This is a genomic window from Fictibacillus fluitans (assembly GCF_030418125.1).
GTDB lineage: Bacteria > Bacillota > Bacilli > Bacillales > Fictibacillaceae > Fictibacillus_C > Fictibacillus_C fluitans.
The window spans coordinates 159,305-183,267 of record NZ_JAUHTR010000009.1 but is presented as its reverse complement, the minus strand read 5'-3'; the positions used below and the strand labels follow the sequence as shown (position 1 = coordinate 183,267).

Here is a 23,963-nt window from a genome sequence, read left to right as displayed (position 1 = left end):
AAGGAGGAGACTGAATATGAAAGACTATATTCAATGGGGGAACCTGCATTTGGATGTACAGACAGTTTATTTGCTTGTTTCTTTTCTGGTTGCTTTTGGTACGGTTTACCTGAAGCTGGGAAAAGCAAAACGGGAGGAATGGCACCTTACCTGGAACGCAGCTCTGCTTTCCGTTTTCGTATGGAAACTAAGCTATTTCCTGCTGCACCCTGTACTGTCCCTCAAACATCCCGTCTATCTGCTCTATTTCTCAGGCGGCAAACCCGGAATCCTGATCGGTGCAGCAGCTGCCCTTGCCTATGTATTCCTTCAGCTTTCCAAATCTTCTCTTTCGCTGTACGCCTTTTTACATATTCTCTGTCTGGAGGGATTTTCCTTTTTTCTTGTCTATGGATTCCTTCGGGCTTTTCTTGCAAAAGATATGCTTGTCTCTATCATTTGCCTGATATCTTCAGGAGGACTGGCTATTTTTTTATCCAGAAAAAAAAACCGCCTTTTTCCCATCTCTGCCGTACTGGTGCTGTTGCTCGCCCTGGGCAGTACATCCTTCCTTTGGCTTAAGCCTGATGAAGCTGAAATAAGGGCAGATGCCGTTTCAACCACCGGGCTCAGACAAGGTAATGTTCCTCCAGATTTTGCGCTAAAAACACTGGATGGCAAGAAAATATCCTTGTCACATTTTAAAGGTAAAACCGTATTTTTAAACTTCTGGGCCAGCTGGTGCCCTCCCTGCCAGGCAGAAATGCCGGAAATGGAAAAGTTTTATAAAGAGAACCGGCATCAGCAGATCGAAATCCTTTCCGTTCATCTCACATCTGAGGATTCTGTCCAGGCCGCCCGTGCCTTTACAGAGAAGCACCGCTTGACGTTTCCTGTTCTGCTTGATAAAACAGGGACCGTTAGTAAAAGGTTTCGTGTGATGACACTTCCGACCACGTTTGTCATCAGCCCTCAAGGCAAAATTGTTCAGCAGCACATCGGTCCATTGAACCGGGAGATGATGGCGTCTTTCATACAATAGCGCCCCTTTATAACAAACAAGGGGCTATCCATGAAGTCTGGAAGCCGTTGATTTTCGTTCCAGGCCACTCGCTTTTACCGGCGCGAGCGCCTCCTTTACCGGTGCGGGCACCTCCCTAGTCTCATCTGTCCCGCTTTACCCGAAGGAGTCCCGCACCTTCCACTACAATCTACTTTTCATGGAAGCTTTTTTAAGCAAAAAGAAGCTGTCTGAAGGTCAATTTTTGACTTTCAGGACAGCTCCTTATGTACTGAACCCAGCCGCCTGTGAAGGCTGCTGGGTTTCTTTTTAACTGCTATTGACTTCTGCGAATGCGTTTCTTTTTCACAAAGCGGGCGGCAAAGTTCTTTACCTCATAATCGCGGCAGAGCAAATAAAAGCGATGATGATGCCCGTCCTTCATTTCCGAAAGCTCACAATTCAGGTGCTCATTGAGTTCGGTTCGGGAAACACTGACGGTATATTTCTTTCCATGGTTAGGAATTTCAATCGTAATATGATTAAGAAAATGGAGTTCTTTCAGCAAGTAAACGGTAGAATCCAGAAGGAGCTGGCAGACCGCTTCCTCCGAACCCAGGTACTGCAGGTAATCTTCTTTTGTAAGAGAAGGCTGATGAACGAACTTTCGATAAGATGTATAATCGCCAAAATAATACACGCTGGCTTTGTCATCGTGAAGTTCATAATGCTTCACAAACGAGCTTCCTTTTAACTTGGAAACTGCAGCACGGAAACGGTAAGCATCCCTTGTCGCAAGATGTTCGGTATTGTTGCTTGCCTGGGCTGCCGGATGCTTGCTCACTTTGCATTCATCCATTAAATGCCCTACTTTAAATGTATTTCTGACAAAAAAAATAGAAAAAGATTTCCGGTTCAAGTTACTTCCCTCCTGCTTACCGAGTTGTCTTGCTTTAAGTATACTCCTATCGTTCACAAAACCCAATAGCCGAAAGCACGACAAAATTCAACTTTTTTCCCGTTCCCGTCCTTCACGCTCTTCTTTCGTATAAATCATCTGCATCGGATTTCCCCCGACAAAGGCGCCAGCAGGCACGTCCTTGTTCACAAGTGTTCCAGCCGAAACGATGGCGCCGTCTCCAATAGAGACACCAGGTAAAATGGTGCTGTTCGCCCCGATCATGACTTCATCCCCAATATGCACATCACCGAGCCGGTACTCGGAAATCAAGTACTCATGGGCAAGGATTGTCGTGTTGTAGCCGATAACGGAATTTCTCCCGATGGTGATCCGCTCCGGAAACATAATGTCCATCATCACCATCAGAGCTACCGCTGTATCCTCTCCTACCTTCATTCCGAGAAAGGTTTTGTATATCCAGTTCTTCAATGGAAGAAAAGGAGTATAGCGGGCGATTTGGATGGCCATAAAATTCTTTGCGACCTTCCAGAAAGGAACGGTAGCGTAGATTTGATAAAGCGAGTTTTTGCCTTCAACTGGATACCGTTCCGTTTTTCTCACGTTATTTCTCTCCTAAAATGGTCAGCAGGTCTGTCATGTGATCGAGCATATAGTCCGGAGAGAACTCCTCAAGGTATTCCCTTCCCCGTATGGTCCACGAAACACCGGCGGTTTTTGTCCCCGCATTTTTACCGGCCAGAATATCATATTTACTGTCACCGACCATGATAGCTTCCTCCGGTTTGGCGTTTAGCAGCGCAAGCGCTTTTTCCACCGGTTCTGCATCAGGCTTCGCACGCTCCACATCATCAAGCGTTACAATCGTTTCAAAGTACTTGTCCAGTCCGACTAGCTTAAGCCCCAAATTGACGGAATTCCTCATTTTGGTCGTAACGATTCCCAGCTTGTATCCATTCTTATGAAGAGCTTCAATGGTTTCGATTACACCTTCAAATTCGGTAACCAGTTCTTCATGATGTGAAAGGTTATGATCCTTGTAAGTTTCGATCAAGTCTTCCACCTGATCTTTGTCAAAATGCTCCATCGTTTCAATCAATGGCATCCCCATGAGGGGGAGGATATGCTCCCGGTTATACTGTTCCGGAAAGAATTTATCCAGCGTATGGAGATACGAGGCGATGATCAGTTCGTTCGTATTGATCAACGTCCCGTCCAAATCAAAAAGTGCGGTATTGATTTTCATAACGTTTCAGATTCCTTTCTTTTTTACCCTTCAAGATAGCGCTTCTCGGCCAATCCGGCTTTTCGGCGGTACGCAATGAGAATGATGGATAAGGCAATTAAAACGAGCGAGATGACCTGTGCAATCCGCAGGTTTGAAGTGAGCATCAAGCTGTCCGTGCGCATGCCTTCCACAAAATAACGGCCGATGGAATACCAGATTACATAACTTAAGAAGAGTTCTCCCCTTTTCAGGTTCACACGCCGGAGCAGCATGAGCAAGACAAATCCGGCAATATCCCACAGGGATTCATACAAAAACGTAGGATGGTAATATGTGCCATTTATGTACATTTGGTTCACAATAAAATCGGGCAGATGAAGCGTGTTTTCCAAAAAGCTGCGGCTGACTTCCCTGCCGTGGGCTTCCTGGTTCATAAAATTTCCCCAGCGTCCGATTCCCTGCCCGAGAATAATGCTCGGAGCCGCGATATCGGCAAGCTTCCAAAAGGATATGCCGCGAACACGGGAAAAGATAAAGGCGGTTAAAAATGACCCGATAAGCGCTCCATGGATGGCGATGCCGCCTTCCCAGATGGCGATGATTTTTCCAGGATGCTTGCTGTAGAAATCCCATTCAAATAATACATAATAAATTCTTGCACAAATGATTGCGATCGGGACCGCCCACATGACAACATCGACAAAAGTGTCTTTGCCCAGTCCGCGCCTTTCCGACTCTCTTACAGCAATCCAAAGCCCAAGCAGGGCACCTAAACCAATGATCACACCATACCAATACACAGTAATCGGCCCCAGCTCAAAGGCAACACGGTCGATTGGTTGAATACTTGAATTCACGGTTCCACTTCCTTTTGCATTCTTTTTCTACAGCTCGATGTCATCCCCTGAAGCAATAGCATCGGTTAATCTGTCATTAAATTGCTTGGCTGCATTCATTCCCATTCGCTTCAAGCGGAAGTTCATGGCAGCCACTTCTATAATAACAGCAAGGTTTCGTCCTGGACGGACAGGAACCGTCAAGATCGGAACTTCCGTTTCCAGTATCTTCATCGTTTCTTCTTCCAGCCCGAGCCGGTCGTAAACCTTTTTGGAATCCCAGGTTTCAAGATGGATAATCAGGGAAATCTTCTTGTAATTGCGGATCGCTCCTGCTCCGAACAAGGTCATCACATTAATGATACCCAGTCCCCGGATCTCCAGAAGATGCTGAATCAGCTCAGGTGCACTGCCCACCAGGGTTTCTTCATCTTCCTGACGGATTTCGACCGAATCATCAGCCACCAGGCGATGGCCCCGTTTAACAAGTTCCAGTGCGGTTTCACTTTTTCCTACTCCGCTGTCCCCTTTAATCAGGACGCCTATCCCATATATATCAACAAGAACACCATGAACAGCGGTCATTGGCGCCAATCTGCTTTCCAGGTAATTGGTCAGCCTGCTCGACAGCCGCGTTGTTGTCATTTTCGTACGCATAATTGGAACGCCTGTCCCGTGTGAAGCAATAAGGAGTTCTTTCGGTACTTCCATTTCACGTGAGATGATGATTCCCGGTGTTTCATCCGTGCACAGCTGCTCCATCCGCTCTCTGCGAATTTGCTGCGGCAATTCACTGATAAACGTAAGCTCCGTTTTACCCAGCAGCTGCAGGCGCTCTGCCGGATAATAGGTAAAATAACCAGCCATCTCCAGACCTGGACGGGAAATATCACTCGTGGTGATGGTTCGGTGAACACCTTCTTCCCCACTGACCAACTCAAGCTGAAACTTATCGATCAACTCTTTTGTATGTATTTTTGCCATGGTATCCTCCTAAAAGTTCTTGCATTCTTTTTTATTGTAACACTATCGGCAATACGGAAACAAAACACAATTTCCGTGTTATTCCCCAGCTTTCGCTTCCCACAAGGTTTGCGGCTGTCCGGTCGCATAAACACGTGTACGGCTTCCATTAAAGAATACCGTTTTTTCATAGGCCATACCCAGCTTTTTTGCCACGGCAATGGACGCTGTATTTTTGGGATGGATCAGTGAGATGAGCCTGGGTTGATGAAGCTGTAATTTACCGTATGACATAAAAAAGCCGGCAGCTTCAGACGCATATCCTTTTCCCCAGAATGGCTTTTTAAGCCAGTAACCAATTTCTGTTTCTTTTCTTCCTTCCACGACCTGAGGAACGAGACCTGCATGTCCGATGGGTTCCCCGCTTTCTTTAAGAACGATGACAAACAGCCCCATTCCATCTTTATACCCAGGGAGAATCCAATTCTCCAGACTGCGTACTGCCTCCTTTTTCGTTTTGGTCAGTCCTTTGCCTATGTATCTGACAATATCAGGCTGTCCCCACAAGGAAGCATAGAATTCATCGTCCTCTTTGGTGTACGCTCGATAGATCAGTCTTTGCGACTCCATGTTTCCCCTCCTTTATAGCAGGAACGTCTTCTATCTTTTAAAAAGAAGCGCCCCTAGCTGGAACGCTTCCTTCTTTGCATCGGTTCAATAATGAAGTTTTGGATGAGCAAATTCAATATTGAAATGATAATGGCCGCCAGGAAAGCTGCTCCAAATCCATCAATTTCAAAGCTCGAGCCCATCACTTCAGCCGTCAGCATCAAAAGAACCGCATTGATGACAATCAGAAACAGCCCGAAAGACAGGACCGTTACAGGGAGTGTCAATAAAACTAGAACGGGCTTGATGAAGAGATTGAAGACCGAAAGAATAATGCTGGCCAACAGAGCAGCGCCAGCCCCCTCCAGCCTGAACGGTTCATAATAGCCGGCTACCACCATAAGAACAACGGTGTTAACAAGCAATGAGACGATCCAATTCGTAAACATGTGCTGCACTTCACTTTCTTTTGGGAGTAATCAGCCTTCCTCTTTCGCCTTGAGTAAAGCAATGGAGCCTGTCTTTGCTTCTGCTTCCATCCGGTAGGCCGGTTCACTTCCCTTATTTGCAATAAAACGGAGAAACTTCTTCGTAACTTCTTTTTTTTGCTCCAAAACTTCCATCCCGTCAAAGTCACTGACAAGCCCGCCAACATAGGTTTTCAGGCTTGCCTCAACTTCGAGAGATCCTGGTAATTCTGCTTCTATTTTACCCGTCACTGTTTTTAAAGATGCATACCCCGAAGCTGGTGTGTCTAAACGGTAATAGATCGAGCCGTTGATGGTCTCAATCCTGATCTGCTCTGCTTCTCCGTTGAGCCGGACAGGGCCGTTCATTGTTTCAGCAATGATGTCTTTCCACTTGCTTTCTTTTAGCGTTATGCTTCCATTTGAAGCTTCGGCTTTTAATTTATCGCCGCTGCACCGGCTGACGAACAGGGACCCGATGGTGGATTTCAACTCCATCTGGCGGCTCTGGCAATCACTCGCCTTAATCCCGCCATTGAATGTCACACCCTTTATTTCGTGGTAGTGCTTTTTGGGTACGGAGATGACCGCGTTCACTTTCTGGTGTTTATTTCTGGAGTAAAACCGAAGCCGTGTCGCATCGCAGTCATAGAAGGTTTCATTACGGAATTTCGTTTTTGCCGCTGTCCCTTCCGGAATTTTATAGACTTCCGCTTCGCATTCGATTTGGACATCGTTCCGTTCCCATGGAACAAGAGTGATAGAACCATTATAAATTTCTATATCAATGTCTTCAAACATCACATGCCGGTCTTCAAAAATATAATGGACTTCCTCATGTGGCCCAAAGTTCAGGTCAAAATCTGCCGTCTTGATCCGCTTAACCACCCGGTTGAAGAATTTCCCTACTTTAAACCCTTTGGAAGGTACTTTTTTATGGTCTTTGTTTTTTTTGCTCAATGTCGCCGAAGGCAGCGCAAACGTTTTTTTATGATTAACCGCAAGCAATAGCTTTTCAGCTTCCTCCGCTGATATTTTGCCTTCGCTAAGCATGTTTAAAATCATTTTTCGCTCTTCCATATCACTTGACGCCTCCTTCAAAGTTTAAAAACCGGCGCCGGCTGTTTCTTGGATGCAGGATTCTTTTCTGTTCCGGTCGGTGGATACCGCACAACCAATTTATGCTTTTAAGACTTTTATTCCCTGAACAATATTCCATGCCATAACTGCCAGTGATCCCAGTCCAAAAAGGACAGCGCACACCACAATGGAGGTCATGCTGAATTCGGTCTCAGCCACAATAATAATGCTTAACGGAATAGTGATGACCGGAAATAGCTGTGAGAGAAAAGACCGCTTCGCATGTCTCATCACGGCTTGGTCCTGCACGGCTAAGTAAATGACTACCGGAAACAAAAACGGGGCAAAAAACATGCTGAAATAACAAAGAGATGACAAAATACGATTTAAATTTGAGCTCATGCTGCATTTCCTCCTGGTATACTGGTGCAATGAAAAGGATTCACCTTTGTAATTCTACCAAAGAAAAAGACATCCTTTAAAAATACGTTGAGTATTTGTTTTTTTCCCTTATTATAAGCTATCTTAGAAGAGGATATTTATTTTCAGCCGGCCCATGATTTTAGGGATACGGCTCCCCCAAGCAAAAAAGGGAAATCTTAATGGAGGATAACATGTTTTCAACCAAAAAAGGAATCAAATCTTTTACAATATTTTTAACCGTGCTTATGGTGGCAGGGATCGTATACAGTGCGTTTTCCGACACAGGAGCCGGCTATTCTGCTGGTGAACGGATTCTGGCTGCCCTGGTCGGCAGTTTGATCGTCCTTTTCATCAACTTTCTTATATACAAGCTATTACTATTTCTAAAAAAATAGAAGAGCTCTGCGATGATTTTCTCGCAGGCTCTTCTTTTTTTGTTCTTGACTTATTTTGTAACCGATTCTTTTTGTTTCAGCAATGCTTCCATCCTGTTTTTATCCCGTTTCAAAATAGGAGCCAAATAACGGCCGGTATGGGATTCGGCAATCCCGGCAAGCTTTTCAGGCGTTCCTGCACCTACCAGGCTTCCGCCTTTGTCCCCGCCTTCAGGCCCAAGATCAATCAAGTAGTCACATTGTTTGATAACATCCAGGTTGTGCTCGATAACAACAACCGAATCTCCGTTATCCACAAGGCGCTGAAGCACTTTAAGCAAACGTGAAATGTCATCTACGTGCAGTCCCGTTGTCGGCTCATCAAGGATATAGATGGTTTTACCCGTTGCACGCTTGTGAAGCTGGGAAGCAAGCTTCACCCGCTGTGCCTCTCCACCGGATAGGGTGGTCGCAGACTGGCCAAGCTTGATGTATCCTAAGCCAACATCCAGAATGGTCGACAGCTTGCGGTTAATCTTTGGAATGTTGGTGAAGAAATCCACCCCTTCTTCCACTGTCATATCCAGAATATCCGCAATATTTTTCCCTTTGTATTTCACTTCCAGCGTTTCGCGGTTATAGCGTTTTCCGTGGCATACTTCACATGGCACATACACGTCCGGAAGGAAATGCATCTCGATTTTAATGATTCCATCTCCGCGGCAGGCTTCACAGCGTCCGCCTTTTACGTTGAAGCTGAACCGGCCTTTTTTATAGCCCCGGACCTTTGCTTCATTGGAAGAGGCAAATACATCCCGGATGTCATCGAACACACCGGTATATGTTGCCGGATTGGAACGGGGAGTCCGCCCGATCGGGGACTGGTCGATATCTATGACTTTGTCAATGTGCTCAAGCCCCTTGATTTCCTTATGCTGCCCCGGCTTTACTTTCGCTTTATGAAGCTTCTGGGCGAGTGCCTTATGAAGGATTTCATTGACGAGCGTACTTTTACCTGAGCCGGAAACCCCGGTTACTCCGGTAAAGAGCCCCAATGGAATTTTCACTTTAACGTTTTTAAGGTTATTTTCGGTAGCTCCCACAATTTCAATGTTCCGTCCGTCCGGCTTCCTTCTTTGGGACGGCAGCGGAATAAACCGTTTGCCTGACAAATACTGTCCGGTCAGGGAGTCGGGATTATCCATAATTTCATTCGGTGAACCTTGTGCGGTAATTGTTCCGCCGTGAGCACCCGCCCCGGGGCCGATATCAATCACATAATCAGCCGCCAGCATCGTGTCCTCATCATGCTCGACAACAATCAGCGTGTTTCCAAGGCTCCTCATTTCTTCAAGCGTACGAATCAGCCGGTCATTGTCCCGCTGGTGAAGTCCGATGGATGGTTCATCAAGAATGTATAGTACGCCCATCAGCCTTGAACCAACCTGTGTGGCCAGACGAATCCTTTGGGCCTCACCGCCGGACAAGGTTCCGGCCGCACGGTTCAGAGACAGATAATCGAGTCCGACATTTACGAGGAATCCGATCCGGTCAACAATCTCACGAAGAATGAGACGGGCGATCGCGCGCTCTTTGTTGGTAAGATCCAGGTTGTCGAAAAATTCTTTGGCTTCGGTTACGGACAGCGCCGTTGCTTCACCTATATGCTGTCCGTTGATCAACACAGCCAGCGCTTCTTTTTTCAAACGGTATCCCTTGCATGCCGGACATGCTTTTTGGCCCATGTAGCCTTCCATTTGCTCCCGGATGTAGTCCGATCCTGTTTCTTTGTAACGGCGTTCTACGTTCGAAAGCACTCCCTCAAAGTAGATATCGCTCGTTTTAACCTGCCCGAAATCATTTTTATAGCGGAAGCGAATGCGATCCGTATTACTGCCATATAAAATTTTATCCAGCTGGTCTTTCGGCAGGTTCTTTACGGGAACATCCATGTCAATGCCAAAGTGATTGCACACACTTTTCAGAAGCTGCGGATAGTATTGTGAACTGACAGGCGTCCATGGTGCAATGGCATTTTCATTCAGGGTTAAATCCCAGTCCGGAATAACGAGTTCCGGATCAACCTCCAGTTTCATTCCGAGTCCGTCGCATGACGGGCACGCACCGAATGGGCTGTTGAAGGAAAATAACCTTGGCTCAAGTTCGCCAATGGAGAATCCGCAATACGGACAAGCATGGTTTTGAGAGAACAACAGCTCTTCTTCCCCCATGATATCCACTGTTACCGTGCCGCCCGCCAAATTTAATGCGGTCTCAAGCGAATCTGCCAGACGGGTGGCGATTCCTTCCTTCACTACGATACGGTCGATAACCACATCGATGGAATGCTTCTTATTCTTCTCCAGCTTGATGTCTTCGCTGACATCCATAAGCTCGCCGTCCACCCGCACACGCACATAGCCCTGCTTCTTGATATCCTCAAGAACTTTGACATGCTCCCCTTTTCGTCCGGAAATAACCGGAGCCAAAATTTGAAGCTTGGTCCGCTCTGGATATTCGAGAATGCGGTCAACCATCTGCTCGATGGTCTGTGACGTGATTTCAATTCCATGATTCGGACAGACCGGCCGTCCGACCCTTGCAAACAGGAGGCGTAAATAATCGTAAATCTCTGTTACCGTCCCAACTGTGGAACGGGGGTTTTTACTGGTTGTTTTCTGGTCGATGGATATGGCCGGAGAAAGTCCTTCAATGGAGTCAACATCCGGCTTATCCATCTGCCCGAGAAACTGCCTCGCGTAGGCCGAGAGGGACTCGACATAGCGGCGCTGCCCCTCGGCATAAATAGTATCGAAAGCAAGCGAGGATTTCCCCGATCCCGACAGGCCTGTCAGAACGACGAGCTTGTCACGTGGGATTGTAATATCTATGTTTTTCAGGTTATGGGCGCGTGCACCCTTAACCGTAATATTTTGATTCGTCGACACTTGTTATCACCTCACCCTTCAGCTTTTAGCTCAAGTATCAAATCGCGAAGCTCTGCTGCACGTTCAAACTGCAGATTTCTTGCGGCATCCTTCATTTCCGCTTCCATACGCTTGATGAAGGCCTCGCGATCTTTTTTGCTCATCTTCTGCTTTGGTGCCTTCGTTGTATACTCTTCGGATTCCTCTGCCGCCTGAGTGGCACGGATGGCATCGTGAACCGCTTTTTTAATCGTTTGAGGCGTAATTCCATGCTCCTCGTTGTACTGAATCTGCACATTACGCCGGCGCTGTGTCTCACCAATTGCGATCTCCATCGACCTGGTGATCTTGTCCGCATACATAATGACATGTCCGTTGCTGTTACGTGCCGCACGGCCGATCGTCTGGATCAGTGAGCGCTCGGAACGAAGGAACCCTTCCTTATCCGCATCAAGAATTGTAACGAGAGAAACCTCAGGGATATCAAGTCCTTCCCTGAGAAGGTTAATCCCTACAAGCACATCAAACACACCCAGCCTCAAATCCCGGATGATCTCGATCCTCTCGAGCGTTTTAATCTCAGAATGGAGGTATCTTACCTTTATACCCATTTCCTGCAGGTAATCAGTCAGATCTTCAGACATTTTTTTGGTGAGCGTGGTCACGAGCACCCGTTCATTTTTGGCGACACGGTCGTGGATCTCACCAAGAAGATCGTCAATCTGTCCTTTGCTCTTACGGATTTCAATGGTTGGATCAAGCAATCCGGTAGGCCGGATGATCTGCTGGATAGGATCAGGAGCATGCTCCTCTTCATATGGGCCTGGTGTTGCAGAAACATAAATATGCTGGAACTTATCCTTTCCTTCAAATTCATCAAAGGTCAACGGCCGGTTGTCTTTTGCTGAAGGCAGGCGGAATCCGTGTTCTACAAGTACATTTTTACGTGCCTGGTCACCATTGTACATTCCGCGGATCTGCGGCAATGTCACATGCGACTCATCGATCACGATCATTGAATCATCGGGAAAATAATCTAGAAGTGTGTATGGAGTGGATCCAATGGGGCGCAATGTCAGATGAAGTGAATAGTTTTCAATCCCTGAGCAAAAGCCCATTTCACTCATCATCTCAATATCATAGCGGGTACGCTGTTCCAGACGCTGGGCTTCAAGCAGCTTGCCGGCGTCATTCAATTCCTTCAGCCGCTCTTCAAGCTCCGCTTCAATCCGCTGGATGGCCAGCTTCATTTTTTCTTCCCGGGTAACGAAGTGGGATGCAGGGAAAATGGCCACGTGGTTGCGTTCGCCGACAATTTCGCCTGTGAGGGCATCAACCTCTGTAATCCGGTCGATCTCATCACCGAAAAACTCAACGCGCAGGCAGCGTTCGTCACGGGAAGCAGGGAAGATTTCCACAACATCTCCGCGCACACGAAAAGTACCGCGGGTGAAATTAATATCATTGCGGCTGTACTGAATATCCACCAAATCCCTCAGGAGCTGATCACGGTCACGTTCCATTCCGGTACGAAGCGAGATGACCATGCTTTTGTATTCTTCAGGGGACCCGAGGCCATAGATGCAGGACACGCTGGATACGATAATAACATCTTTTCGTTCAAATAATGAAGATGTGGCACTATGCCTCAGCTTGTCGATTTCATCGTTAATGCTCGCATCTTTTTCTATAAATGTATCAGACTGCGGAATGTAAGCTTCCGGCTGATAATAATCGTAGTAACTTACAAAGTATTCAACAGCGTTATTCGGAAAAAATTCCTTGAATTCGCTGTAGAGCTGCCCGGCAAGCGTTTTGTTGTGGGCAATGACCAGAGTCGGTTTATTAACTTCCTTGATGACATTGGATACCGTAAACGTCTTACCTGTACCGGTAGCACCAAGAAGCGTCATTTTTTCCTTCTTCTCATTAATCCCGTTCACTAGCTTACGTATTGCCTCAGGCTGGTCTCCTTGAGGTTTATAAGAAGATACGAGCTCAAATGTTTCGCTCACATTCATAACCTCCGTCCTAAATTTTGCTAATAAGATTATAACACAGCAAACCTGTGAAATTCTAATTTTTACGAACAAATATTCGTGCGTTAAATAATGGGAATTAAGAATTGAAAAAGAGAACTTCCTCTCTCATGCATGGAAGAACGTATAGTAGTATGCTACTGTTTTACCTTTTTTTAAAGGAATTCGCTCAAAAGTGCAAAAAAAAAATGCCTGCCTGTGTAAAACCCAAAAGGCAGACCTTTAATGTAATACAGATCAAAAAAAAACCAAAACCTTAAGGCTTTGGCATTAAAGGGGGGTGAGTTGCTTCAAAGCTCTAATACCCCCATTGTCTTTTGTTCAAACGTAAAAATAAAAAAAGTTTTAAAAAAGAGTTTTGAAGCCAGTTAGACAGGGAATTTACAGAATATTCCCTTTTCGTTTTGCTATTTAACAATTAAACAGGAGGTTTTTCCATGAATACTCGCAGGGTTATTGGTATTTATCCTTCAGAAAATAAAGTACTCAGTAAACTTAAGTTACTTAAAAAAGATGGCATGAAAACAGAACACATGATCATCGTCAACCCCTCTGAGCCTCAAAAAAACCTGCCGGCCCCAACAAATATTCTGCAAAAGCTTGTGACTATCGGCGTATCGGAAAGTGAAGCCAAATTGTATGCGGAAGTATTAAAAGAAGGGCAATACATTTTGCTTAATACCGTCACCCAGAAGAAATACTTAACCTGATTCTTTCATACTTAACATAACAGCCGTCACTTTTCCATATAGTGTGTGGAGAAGGAGGCGCTTGCGCATGAACGAAACTGATCAGTTAAAAGCATTGAATCAGCTCTTGGAGATTATTCATTACAAGGGTAATGCCCGGAAGCTGTCTTTTATGAACCGAACCCTTTTTCAATCAAAAAAAGTAAAATCAAAAAATATCACCCGCCTTCGGTAATGAGGACGGGTGTTTTTCTTTTATCTCCATACGCCATGATCAAAATGAAGAACAAAAATCAGCCGCCCATCCCTTTTTTTATAAGGAATTGACGGCTGCTAATTTACTCTCTGTGCACACCATTTGATGGCAGTAATTTCGGTTCCTACTTCCAGCATGGTATGGACATTCAAGAAATCCATTAATTTCTGGACACCCGGCAGTCCTGCCCCCAATCCTCCGGAACTGGTATAACCTGATTGCAGCGCCAGACTGATGTCTTCAATGCCTGGCCCACGGTCTACAGCTGAAACCCGGATACCAGCACGATGGTTTTCCCTGATCGCTTCTACTATGATTCTTCCTTCTCCGGCATAAAGATAGATATTCCTGGCAAGTTCGGATATTACTGTCTTAATTCTTACTTGATCAACTGCACCAAAACCGATCTCTCTTGCCAGCTCCTTTCCCTCCTGCCGGGCGATGGAAATATCGAATTCACGTTTTATTTCAACCGTAACCTGGTGATAGTTCACGGTAAGCACCTCTATTCCTGGATTATTGGTAGGGCTTACTTCCAATTGGCACGGGATATGGGATTTATTTATATGAATAAAAAGTATGCAACACAAAACATTACTCCACATACCTTTCAACAATTTAAGTATTATTCCTTTTTATTTCAACAAATTTGTTTTTATTTGAGGATATATTACTACTATTGGAGGGTTCATCTCTGTTAACTGCTTATTTCGACATTTTTCTCAAATATCCTTCAAATCCCTGTTTATTCTTTTGCTTCTGGTCTCTTGAATCAAAAAAAGCCCCATCCGAAGAGGAGAGGCTTTAGACTTTGTTTCTATTTTCCCGAATTTTCATGCCCTGGCAGCTGTTCATCAGGGGTTGACTGGCCTCCCGCGGATGTATTGTCATCAGGGATAATGTCGACCTGATTTCCTGAAGCGTCGGCTCTTGCTTTACCGGATTCCGAGCTCGGCAGGTTATCCTTGGAGGATCCAAAGTCTGCAATGGATACCACTTTAAGTCCTAAACTGTTTAGATTATCATTTAATTTACTGCGAAGGTCTTTATCAAACGTTCCAGATGCATCTGCCGTATATTCAAACTGAACATTAATCGTTTTCATTTGAATCTCCTCCTTATTCTTATGCAAAACTTATTCCCGTTTTTCTTCAGCATAAACAAGAGTGACTGAGCTCATGCCCTCAGTCACTCTTTATCAGGAAAGTATGGATTGATATGAATAAAGACTTCTGATATGTCCGGAAACCTTGTTTGAAGTTCATCTCTTAAATTTCTGGCGATGTCATGCCCTTCTTTAATGCTCAAATCGAAATTAACCGATATGCGTAAATCCAAAATAATGTAATGCCCGTGTGTTCTGGCTCTCATACGGTCGATTCGCTTTATATCAGGGAATTCCATAACCACTTTTCGATATTGAGAAAGAACCGGCTTCTCAATATTTTTGTCCATGAGGATATCAATCGACGAGCCCAGCAGCTTCAAAGAAATTTTCAGGATGAGAAAAGCCACGATCAAGCTTGCAGCCGCATCTCCGTAGAGCAGATAGTGCACATTGTATTTGTCGCCGATAATGGAAAGAATGACTCCGATAAAAGCGGCCAGAGAAGCCACAATATCCGCTTTATGGTCAAAAGCAATCGCTATGATCGCTTTGCTGTTATACTTTTCTCCAAGTTTCATTGAATTGCGGTACAGAAGATGCTTCGCAATATAGGAAAACAGGGCTGCTGCCAATGCAATGTATTCAGGAGCTTCGGGCTTGCCCAAAAAACCAAGAACTCCTTCTACGACAATATAAATGCTTACAAGAAATAAAATAATGCCAACAAAGCCTTCGCTCAGGACTTCAGCTTTCCCATGCCCGAACGGATGATCCTCATCAGGCGGCTTATTGGAGATGCCGACTACAGCAAGAACCGCGATAGAAGCCACAATGTCCGCAGCCGAATGTATTCCGTCGGCAAACACTGACTCACTTCCGGCCATCAGCCCCACTGCAACCTTCCCTATGGTTAATAGACAGTTGCTGACCAGCGCAAGCCATGCCACCCTTTTTCCAATCTTCTCCCTTTCGTGTACGATTTCCATGTTCCCCTCCTAAAATAATGTTTCCCTTAGGAAAAAAAAATCCCAAACCGCATGCGGTTTAGGATTGGCCGGTCAATTTAAAGTTTGAAGTCATCATATCCATCATTCCTTTAGTCATAAAAACCAGTTTTATAATGATATACTTTTCAACTTCATAAATCAACACTTTTTTCCGTGGTAAACACCAGCCATCTTTGTCCTGCATAATTCAAAACCGTATATAGTCCTGTGCCAATCAAAACCGCTGCATCATCCGCAACGTGCCCATATTCGGGCAGAATGGCATGGATGCTCCATTCTGCCCAACGGATCGCCGCGTAATAGGCGATCACATAACAAGCCAGGATGACTGCGGCAAACCGGATAATACTGCCTTTGACGGGAGACTTGCTTTTAAATGTAAATACCCTGTTTAAGATGTAGCTAACACACGCACCCACCGTATTACCGAAAAATGTCGCCACCCAATACGTGGCATCTGTACCATGAAGCAGAAAATAGATTGCTCCCAAACCAACTAATGTATTAATGACACCTACCATTAAGAACCGTACAAATGAATGATTCATCCACGTTCCACCTGTTTCGTTTTTCATTTCTTCCCCTTATCGGCTGGAGCAGCGGCTGCACGGTAAAGGTAAATGGTCCATGCTGAGTCACGCTGGGTAAACTTCTTTTTGAATTCAAGGTTATTTTCCTTTGCATTGACAATCGGTACGGCTGAAAAAATGTATTCCCCGCCCATACGGGTAAAAACTTTCGTATCAAGCTGCAGATGCTTCACCGTCTTTTTGGAGCTTTTCGTGTAGTTATAACGCTTGCCGAGCTCGGCCGAAAATATGTAGCAGCGATTTCCCCAATCGTCATAATAAGCGGCAAGACGAGGGCTCTTTTCTAATTCCTTATGTATCATTTTTCGAAACTCGTGTTTATAGGACAGCGGATAATAGTTATTGTACGTATCCAGCGTGTAAAAACCATTGTACTGGGCAATCGCGGGATGAATGCCCAAACTGGCCACACGATATGACGATTGCGGCTTTCCAATATAGCTTTCAATTTGCTGGAATTGCTTCTCGGCATAAAATTGTTTAAACGAAGGAGTTTGCCAGAAGCGGTAATAAATTTCCTCATTAAAAAAACACAAAACCACAATCTGCAGCACCAAACAGGCTCGGGCCCACTTGCGCCACTTCTCTTTCTTCCAAAGTATCCATATGCCCAGTGCAAAAAGCACATAAATGACAAGCGGACGCAGGAAGTGATACCTTGCAAAGTTAAATGTAGCGAGAAAGTGAATGTTCTCTTTGACCGGAATCCAGCCTGTGTAAAACCAGAACGCATACCAAACGGACAAGATCACATTAAGTAAAAATAAAAGCTGAAAGAGCTTTACCTGTTTTTCATCGTTTCTTTTGCTCCAGGACTTATACAGCGCTATAAACAACACAGGTAAAATGACAACTGTATGTACCGTCATGACATGGGTATGTCCCAAAAGGAAGTTTTTGAACACGAGCTGCATGGATTCAAGAAACGTCAGGGTAGAAATCTGGAATTCATCCCTGCTGGTCGGTGCCTCCGGAACAACCAGTGAATAAACAAGCCTGTATTCAACCAGAAGATAAAGAGCTGTCATCAGCACAATACTTCCCAGAAAACGCAAGTTCCAACGCTTTTTTGTGATCAGTTCCCAAAGCCAGAACAGACCCAATGCACTGAGAAAAAAGAAAAAGCCAAGAACAAAACTGGAGTACAAAGGAAGAAGAATAAGAGTGAGCCATTCCTTCCACGTATCCTTATGCTTCCTGATTGTCAAAAAAGCCCATAAGGCAAGGGGCTGGCCGAGCGTGCTGAGCATGCCTGAGGGCCAGAACGGTGTAAGTGCAAAAGCAGCTGATACCCAAATTGTAACGGGATAGGCCTTCTTTTCAGGCAGGATGTGCTTTTTCAAAAGCAGGTACATGCCAAGAAAAGCAAAAACCCGTGTGACCGCCTGGCTCAGAGCATAGGCGGTCATCGATGGAAACCAATTGTGCAGCCATTGAATCAGGCTGAACTCTGTGCCAAAAGCGTTGCGCGGCAGGCCATTAATAATCTGGGGCACGACACTGTCCATCGGGCCGAATAACTGGCCGCTTTCTTTCAGCACCTTATACCAGGCAATATTGGAATCCATATTATCATGTACCCTGATGTGTGCATCCTCACCAAGAATAAAAGGAGGCGACAAAAAAAGAATAAGAAGGGCCCATGCCAGTAACAGATGTTTTTTTTCAGGATGAAGATCTGACCAGAACTTAGCCATCTTGTAACTCCTCACATTTTATTCTCAGGTGCTAATTCAAGGCAAATTCAATACTTTTTCTTTTAAATAGTGGAGCAGAGGTTCACGAAGTTCTTCATTTTGAAGAGCGAACTCAACTGAAGTTGTAATGAAACCAAGCTTATCTCCCACATCATATCTATTCCCTTCAAACTCATAGGCATATACGTGCTGCACCTGATTCAGTTTTTGGATCGCATCGGTCAGCTGGATTTCTCCGCCCGCCCCTGCTTCCTGATTTTCGAGAAAAGAAAAAATTTCAGGCGTAAGAATATAACGCCCCATGATGGCGAGGTTCGAAGGCGCTTCACCCTTAGGCGGCTTCTCCACAAAGTTCGCTACCTCATATAAACGCCCGGACTTCGAGCTGGTTTCTACAATTCCATAGCGGCTGGTCTCCTCGTCTGGAACCGGCTTCACACCAATCACGGATGATTCCGTGCGTTCAAATTGTTCCATCATCTGGCGGATACAGGGAGTTTCAGCCTGGACAATGTCATCCCCGAGCAATACGGCAAAAGGCTCATCACCGATAAACTTCCTTGCGCTCCAAACGGCATGGCCGAGCCCTTTCGGATGTTTTTGCCGGATGTAATGGATATCAGCCATTTCTGAAGAACGCTGCACTTCCTCCAGCAGCTTGACCTTTCCCGAAGAAAATAAGCTATGCTCCAGATCAAACGAGTAATCAAAGTGGTCCTCGATGGCCCGTTTCCCTTTTCCCGTAACGATGATGATATCCTCAATGCCGGAATTGATGGCCTCTTCCACGATATATTGAATGGTTGGTTTATCCACGATGGGAAGCATTTCTTTCGGCATGGCTTTTGTCGCCGGCAAGAACCGGGTACCCAAACCTGCTGCCGGTATGATCGCTTTCTTTACTCTCTTCGTCATCTCATCTCTCCTTAGCTATAAATTTCCCTTGTATTCCACCTTTTTCTCTATTATAAATGAATACCCAAAAACAACTTAATCATTCTTAAAAAAATCGTAAAGAGGCACAACTCAAAAAAAACTGCCCAATTATCATTCGGGCAGCAATCTTTCTATTATTTACGGTCATTCGGATAGACAACGCCCAGCTGGCTGCGGACCTCGTCCATAATCTCCATGACAGCAAGTGAATTATCGTGGGAGTTGATCTCCGATTCCAGTTTTCCCTCCTGAATCAAGGAGATGAATTCCTTCGTTTCATAATACATGGGTTCGTGCTCCAGCGAGGCTGAGATATCACGGACCTCTCCCCATCTGTACCGCAGCTCGATCTTTTCAGGAGTGTGGATCCGGTCAATGACAATGCTTCCCTTTTCGCCCTGGATCTCGGAAGGAAGAGAGGAATCGGTGATTTTTGAATACGTAATGACCGCTTCCATCATGTCATAGGTCAGCAAAATGCTGCCCTCACCGTCTACACCGGTTTCCAGTTTGATTCCGCTGGCTTTCACTGACTTTGGCCGGCCAAACAGCACCACCATTGGGTAGATGCAGTATGTGCCCAGATCCATCAGTGCCCCATTTGAGAATTCAGGTTTGAACGCATTAAGGATATTTCCTTCCTTGTACGCATCATAACGGGAGGAATACTGGCAGTAGTTGCCCACATATCTCCTGACGGTTTCAATCTCGGAAAGATGATCCCTGATGGCTTTGAAGCCGGGAAGAAGCGTTGATTTCATCGCTTCCATCATAACTACGTTGTTCGCCTTGGCCGCTTCTGTCATTTCCTTAATTTCAGGGGCGTTGGATGCCAGCGGCTTTTCGCAAAGCACATGCTTGCCATGATTCATTAACTCGATCACCTGCTTGGCATGAAACGAGTTCGGGCTTGCCAAATAAACTGCATCGAATAAATCGGATGAAGCAAATTCGCCAAGATCCGTAAAAACCGTTTTAACACCATATTTTTCTGCGAATTCCCTGCCTTTATCCTCTGTCCGGGAATAGACGGCATTCAGCTTAAACTCTCCAAGATCACCTGCTGCCTTCAAAAAGGCATCGGTAATCCAGTTTGTACCGATTACACCAAAACGTATCACTTATGTATCCTCCTTCAATTCACTGGTCAACAGCCAGTTTATCACATACCCGCTTTGTTCCGGTAAGATCCGTCAGGCATGCATGATTTGCAGAACTTCCTTTTGAAAAGAGACGCGGAGCTCATCAACCGGCATATTGTAGCCGATTAGAATGAGACATGTTGCGCATTCCTGATCTTCCATCCGTTCCATTTCTACTTCTTTTGAGGCAAATTGAAATTGATAGAGTCCGCTGGGAGAAGCAAGCTGCATCATCCCCTTTGCCCGGAGCACACTTTCCGGCAGTTTTTTCAGCCACTTTTCAAACCGGATCCGTTCCACGGCCGGAATGTTTTCGAGTTTAACTGCTTTAAATGGATGCTGGTGATGATGGTGATGGTCATCCGTCTCCCTTTTTCCCAAAGAGACAGAAACCGTGCTCATCCGCTTTTTTAGCAGCTCATCAAGAGGAACATCACCATACACTGTCTCCATGATTTCCACATCGCCTTTTATTAGCTTTCTCATTTTTTTATAGATTTTTTCTTTATTCTTTTCCTGAATCAGGTCCATTTTGTTTAAAAGAATCAGTGTTGCGCTGCTCATCTGGTCGTTCAGCATCTCCCGTATTTCTCTTGAACTGGAAAAAATGCTTCGATAGTCCAGAAATTTGCTGGCATCCGCCAAACTGATGACCGATTGGGTTTCAAAGCCATCCTCAAGCCGCGGATCAGCCAGCGCTTCCAGGATTTCCTTTGGATTCGCCACACCTGTTCCCTCAATCAGGAGAACATCCACCCCGTTTTCATCCTGTAAAAAGAACTGCAGCTCCTCCCGCAGGTCATCCTGGATCGTACAGCAGATGCAGCCATCCAGCATTTCCAGCATTTTTTCACCCTTGAACAGATGTCCTTCCACGTTGACTTGCCCCAGTTCATTTAATACGATCCCCGGCTTAAGTCCTCTTGCTTTAAAATCGGCAAGCATTTTCAGCAATACCGTCGTTTTTCCCGATCCCAGGAATCCGCTTAATATGTATGTTGGAATTTTTTTATAGGTTGTCATCTTCTGATTCCTCCCTTAATACCTTGTATAAATCGTAATCATTATGGTTTATCTTAACACGAAAAAGGAACAGCCTGCCAGAGTAATTGTGTCACCTCCCTTAATAGCCCTTTACTTTCAAAGAGTTTATGATAGGATTTAAATCGTAAACATTACGTTTTAAAGGAGGAAAACCATGTCAACCATAACTGTTGAAAAAAGGAGTCTAACAGAATGCAGGTAAACAAAAATATAGGTGTGTTCCGAAAAGAGTTAATTGGATTTGGTTTATTGTTCATGTTTTTAACCGCCTTCTTTTTTATGGAACAAATCAAAACAGGACCTGTTATGAAGGATCTTCCCGGAACAATTGTTCACGTGAATACGATTTTTCTCAGTATCCTTATTGAGGCTATTCCTTTTATCCTGCTGGGAGTATTCGTCTCGGCACTCATTCAAACCTTCGTTTCTGAGGAGTCACTTCAAAAATATCTTCCAAAAAACCCTGTTCTTGCCGTGCTTCCTGCAGCATTGTTCGGTCTTCTTGCCCCTATTTGCGAATGTGCTATTGTCCCTGTGGTAAGAAGACTCATTAAAAAAGGAATGCCGCTTCACATTGGATTTGTTTTTTTGGCGGCCGCACCGATTGTAAACCCGGTTGTGATTCTTTCAACGTATTATGCCTTCAGGAACGATCTGACCATACTTTATTCCAGGATGGGGCTGGGGATTCTCGTTGCCATTGTGACTGGATTATTTATCTGGATATTGTTCCGCAACAGTGACCAGTTAAAATGGAGCAAAGAAGAGATGGTGAGCAGGCGTGAAGACAGCACTGTAAAGCCAAAAATGAACAGGTTGAAACAAACGCTTTATCATGCGTCAGATGAGTTTTTTGATACTGGCAAATATATAATTATTGGAGCCTTTCTCGCAAGCCTCTTTCAAACGTTGCTCGACCGTGAGTTTCTTCTGTCCATTGGAAACGATGAAATCCGTTCAACCGGAATTATGATGGGACTGGCCTTCCTGCTATCCGTTTGCTCTGAAGCCGATGCCTTTATCGCTGCTTCTTTTAACGGAACTTTTTCCAAAACATCTCTCATTGCTTTCCTTGTATTCGGCCCAATGCTCGATGTGAAAAATGCCATTATGCTTTTTGCCTATTTCAAGTCCAAATTTGTGATGGTCTTTATCACCTTAATTACTGTACTCGTTTTTGGATCGGTTCTGATATTGAGCCATTTTGTATAAGGGGGGAATCGAATTGAGAAAAGATCATGATTGGGGATTTCACATCTACATACGGGGGATTATTCTGTTTGGCTTCATGCTGCTGTTGTTTGCCTTTATTGCCAGCGGAAAGCTGAGTTACTACATCGCCCCCAAAATGAGAATGTTCACCTACTTCGGTGTTGGCGTGTTCGCCCTCCTTGGTACGGTCCAGTTTTTTAGAAGTACATCCAAGAGCCAGGAGGAAGAATTAAATTGTGATTGCGGTACAGATCACCGGCCGAAAGGGTCCCCTATCAGTCAATTCCTTATATACCTGCTCTTTGTCCTTCCCGTGCTTGCCGGCTTTATGATCCCTGAAAAGGCACTGGACAGCTCGGTGGCTCAAAAAAGAGGGGTGAAATTCGGCAGCGGGCTTTACAGCAAACCTGACAACGGGGAAAAATCGGCTGAAAACAGTCAAGCAGAAGAAAAGGAAATTGACGCAGATGAATACCTAAAGGACCCCGAAGGCTATATCAAGAAAATGGAGGAACGAGCAGCCAATGAGCCGCAGGAAGAACCACAAGAAATCAGCTCTTATTATCGGAAGACCTCCAAGTTTCTTCAACGCCAAAAAACAATAACCGTGACGTCGGAAAACTTTCTTGATATTATGGGCGTATTTGATATGCAGCCCGATCCATTTACAGGAAAACAGATTAAGATGACAGGTTTCGTTTACAGGGAACCCGGTTTTCCAAAGAGCCAAGGAGTTGCGGCCAGATTTGCGATGAATTGCTGCAGTGCTGATGCTGCGGTTTATGGAACCCTGATGAAGGGGGAAGCCTTAACTTCCATAAAAAATGATACTTGGGTTACCGTATCCGGAACGCTCGATAAAACAACCTATAAAAAGCAAAACGTACTGATCATTACTATCAGCAAGCTGAAAAAAATCGATGAACCGAAAGAACCCTATGTCTATCCCAGTGTCGGCAGCCTGACCGCAAATTGATAAAAAAAAAGCATTCTTCCCTGTTACGGAAAGAATGCTTGCTTGTATGTTACCAGCTTGATTTTTTCACACCTGGAATTTGACCTTTATGAGCAAGTTCCCGGAAAACAATTCTGGACATTTCAAACTTGCGGATGACGCCCCGCGGCCGTCCCGTTACCTTACAGCGGTTATGAAGCCGCGTCGGGCTGGCATTTCTGGGGAGTTTTCTTAAGCCTTCATAATCTCCGCTTGCTTTTAGTTCAGCTCTTTTTTCGGCGTACCGGTCTACGATGGCCTGCCGTTTTACTTCCCGTTCAACCATTGCTTTTTTTGCCATGTATATTAATCCTCCTTGCTGCTATAAATCGTAACAATTTCGTTTTAAATTTTAACTCTCCTTGCACAACCTTGTCAAAAAAACTGCTTTACTACTGGTTATTCCTTGTGCTTTGGAAGGAGTTATTTGATTAAACACTTTAC

General features: G+C 45.0%; 26 protein-coding genes. 6 read left to right on the top strand and 20 right to left on the bottom strand.

What is annotated here, in order from left to right; all coding sequences use genetic code 11:
• The first annotated feature begins 16 nt into the window (after positions 1-16).
• Positions 17-1,021: a TlpA disulfide reductase family protein gene (locus tag QYB97_RS17080; RefSeq protein ID WP_301167225.1), complete on the top strand. Its 1,005-nt coding sequence runs from the start codon at positions 17-19 to the stop codon at positions 1,019-1,021.
• A 295-nt stretch (positions 1,022-1,316) separates the two neighbouring features.
• Here the strand turns inward: QYB97_RS17080 and QYB97_RS17075 are convergent, their stop codons facing one another.
• The 9 genes from QYB97_RS17075 to QYB97_RS17035 form a co-directional block, all read right to left on the bottom strand.
• Complete coding sequence (locus QYB97_RS17075; RefSeq protein WP_301167224.1) at positions 1,317-1,898, bottom strand: hypothetical protein; 582 nt, start codon at positions 1,896-1,898, stop codon at positions 1,317-1,319.
• Positions 1,899-1,985: 87 nt separating this feature from the next.
• The gene (locus tag QYB97_RS17070) at positions 1,986-2,501 is read right to left on the bottom strand and encodes an acyltransferase (protein WP_301167223.1); all 516 of its coding nucleotides are present in this window, start codon (positions 2,499-2,501) and stop codon (positions 1,986-1,988) included.
• A 1-nt stretch (position 2,502) separates the two neighbouring features.
• On the bottom strand, positions 2,503-3,144 hold the full coding sequence (gene ppaX / locus QYB97_RS17065) for a pyrophosphatase PpaX (RefSeq protein ID WP_301167222.1): 642 nt from the start codon (positions 3,142-3,144) through the stop codon (positions 2,503-2,505).
• 23 nt (positions 3,145-3,167) lie between these two features.
• The gene (gene lgt / locus QYB97_RS17060; RefSeq protein ID WP_301167221.1) at positions 3,168-3,983 is read right to left on the bottom strand and encodes a prolipoprotein diacylglyceryl transferase; all 816 of its coding nucleotides are present in this window, start codon (positions 3,981-3,983) and stop codon (positions 3,168-3,170) included.
• A 27-nt stretch (positions 3,984-4,010) separates the two neighbouring features.
• Positions 4,011-4,946, bottom strand: a complete 936-nt coding sequence (hprK, locus tag QYB97_RS17055) for an HPr(Ser) kinase/phosphatase (RefSeq protein WP_301167220.1) — start codon at positions 4,944-4,946, stop codon at positions 4,011-4,013.
• 78 nt (positions 4,947-5,024) lie between these two features.
• Positions 5,025-5,555 carry a GNAT family N-acetyltransferase gene (locus tag QYB97_RS17050; protein WP_301167219.1) on the bottom strand — a complete coding sequence of 177 codons (531 nt, stop codon included), beginning with the start codon at positions 5,553-5,555 and terminating at the stop codon, positions 5,025-5,027.
• A 53-nt stretch (positions 5,556-5,608) separates the two neighbouring features.
• Entirely contained in the window at positions 5,609-5,983 is a 375-nt protein-coding gene (locus tag QYB97_RS17045; protein WP_301167218.1) for a phage holin family protein, read from the bottom strand.
• A gap of 30 nt (positions 5,984-6,013) precedes the next feature.
• On the bottom strand, positions 6,014-7,081 hold the full coding sequence (locus QYB97_RS17040; protein WP_301167217.1) for a DUF4097 family beta strand repeat-containing protein: 1,068 nt from the start codon (positions 7,079-7,081) through the stop codon (positions 6,014-6,016).
• A gap of 99 nt (positions 7,082-7,180) precedes the next feature.
• Positions 7,181-7,483, bottom strand: coding sequence for a hypothetical protein (locus tag QYB97_RS17035; protein ID WP_301167216.1), 303 nt, complete (start codon positions 7,481-7,483; stop codon positions 7,181-7,183).
• A gap of 212 nt (positions 7,484-7,695) precedes the next feature.
• Between QYB97_RS17035 and QYB97_RS17030 the strand changes: the two genes are divergently transcribed.
• Positions 7,696-7,899 (top strand): TMEM199/VMA12 family protein, encoded by a 204-nt coding sequence (locus QYB97_RS17030; RefSeq protein WP_301167215.1) that lies wholly within the window; start codon positions 7,696-7,698, stop codon positions 7,897-7,899.
• A 50-nt stretch (positions 7,900-7,949) separates the two neighbouring features.
• Here QYB97_RS17030 and uvrA read toward each other — a convergent pair whose 3' ends face one another.
• Positions 7,950-10,826: an excinuclease ABC subunit UvrA gene (uvrA, locus tag QYB97_RS17025; RefSeq protein WP_425589817.1), complete on the bottom strand. Its 2,877-nt coding sequence runs from the start codon at positions 10,824-10,826 to the stop codon at positions 7,950-7,952.
• Between the two features lie 11 nt (positions 10,827-10,837).
• A complete protein-coding gene (gene uvrB / locus QYB97_RS17020) occupies positions 10,838-12,820 on the bottom strand; it encodes an excinuclease ABC subunit UvrB (RefSeq protein ID WP_301167214.1) in 1,983 nt (660 codons plus the stop codon).
• Between the two features lie 461 nt (positions 12,821-13,281).
• On the opposite strand from uvrB, the gene QYB97_RS17015 reads away from it, so the two are divergent.
• Together QYB97_RS17015 and QYB97_RS17010 are read left to right on the top strand one after the other, a co-directional pair.
• Positions 13,282-13,554, top strand: coding sequence for a hypothetical protein (locus QYB97_RS17015; RefSeq protein WP_301167213.1), 273 nt, complete (start codon positions 13,282-13,284; stop codon positions 13,552-13,554).
• Positions 13,555-13,621: 67 nt separating this feature from the next.
• Entirely contained in the window at positions 13,622-13,768 is a 147-nt protein-coding gene (locus QYB97_RS17010) for a hypothetical protein (RefSeq protein ID WP_301167212.1), read from the top strand.
• Between the two features lie 98 nt (positions 13,769-13,866).
• On the opposite strand, the gene QYB97_RS17005 is transcribed toward QYB97_RS17010, so the two are convergent.
• The 8 genes from QYB97_RS17005 to QYB97_RS16970 all read right to left on the bottom strand — a co-directional run bounded on the left by QYB97_RS17005 (position 13,867) and on the right by QYB97_RS16970 (position 21,292).
• A complete protein-coding gene (locus QYB97_RS17005) occupies positions 13,867-14,283 on the bottom strand; it encodes an anti-sigma regulatory factor (RefSeq protein WP_301167211.1) in 417 nt (138 codons plus the stop codon).
• A 323-nt stretch (positions 14,284-14,606) separates the two neighbouring features.
• Entirely contained in the window at positions 14,607-14,894 is a 288-nt protein-coding gene (locus QYB97_RS17000) for a hypothetical protein (RefSeq protein ID WP_301167210.1), read from the bottom strand.
• An 83-nt stretch (positions 14,895-14,977) separates the two neighbouring features.
• Entirely contained in the window at positions 14,978-15,877 is a 900-nt protein-coding gene (locus tag QYB97_RS16995) for a cation diffusion facilitator family transporter (protein ID WP_301167252.1), read from the bottom strand.
• A gap of 158 nt (positions 15,878-16,035) precedes the next feature.
• Entirely contained in the window at positions 16,036-16,479 is a 444-nt protein-coding gene (locus QYB97_RS16990; protein WP_301167209.1) for a GtrA family protein, read from the bottom strand.
• Entirely contained in the window at positions 16,476-18,191 is a 1,716-nt protein-coding gene (locus QYB97_RS16985; protein ID WP_301167208.1) for a DUF6044 family protein, read from the bottom strand. The genes QYB97_RS16990 and QYB97_RS16985 overlap by 4 nt, the downstream gene beginning before the upstream one ends.
• A 36-nt stretch (positions 18,192-18,227) precedes the next feature.
• The gene (gene galU, locus QYB97_RS16980; protein WP_301167207.1) at positions 18,228-19,106 is read right to left on the bottom strand and encodes a UTP--glucose-1-phosphate uridylyltransferase GalU; all 879 of its coding nucleotides are present in this window, start codon (positions 19,104-19,106) and stop codon (positions 18,228-18,230) included.
• 155 nt (positions 19,107-19,261) lie between these two features.
• Complete coding sequence (locus QYB97_RS16975; RefSeq protein ID WP_301167206.1) at positions 19,262-20,248, bottom strand: Gfo/Idh/MocA family protein; 987 nt, start codon at positions 20,246-20,248, stop codon at positions 19,262-19,264.
• A 72-nt stretch (positions 20,249-20,320) separates the two neighbouring features.
• Positions 20,321-21,292, bottom strand: coding sequence for a CobW family GTP-binding protein (locus tag QYB97_RS16970; protein WP_301167205.1), 972 nt, complete (start codon positions 21,290-21,292; stop codon positions 20,321-20,323).
• Positions 21,293-21,505: 213 nt separating this feature from the next.
• Between QYB97_RS16970 and QYB97_RS16965 the strand changes: the two genes are divergently transcribed.
• Entirely contained in the window at positions 21,506-22,525 is a 1,020-nt protein-coding gene (locus tag QYB97_RS16965; RefSeq protein ID WP_301167204.1) for a permease, read from the top strand.
• 13 nt (positions 22,526-22,538) lie between these two features.
• The gene (locus QYB97_RS16960; protein ID WP_301167203.1) at positions 22,539-23,501 is read left to right on the top strand and encodes a TIGR03943 family putative permease subunit; all 963 of its coding nucleotides are present in this window, start codon (positions 22,539-22,541) and stop codon (positions 23,499-23,501) included.
• 49 nt (positions 23,502-23,550) lie between these two features.
• Here QYB97_RS16960 and rpsN read toward each other — a convergent pair whose 3' ends face one another.
• On the bottom strand, positions 23,551-23,820 hold the full coding sequence (gene rpsN, locus QYB97_RS16955; protein ID WP_301167202.1) for a 30S ribosomal protein S14: 270 nt from the start codon (positions 23,818-23,820) through the stop codon (positions 23,551-23,553).
• Positions 23,821-23,963 lie beyond the last annotated feature (143 nt).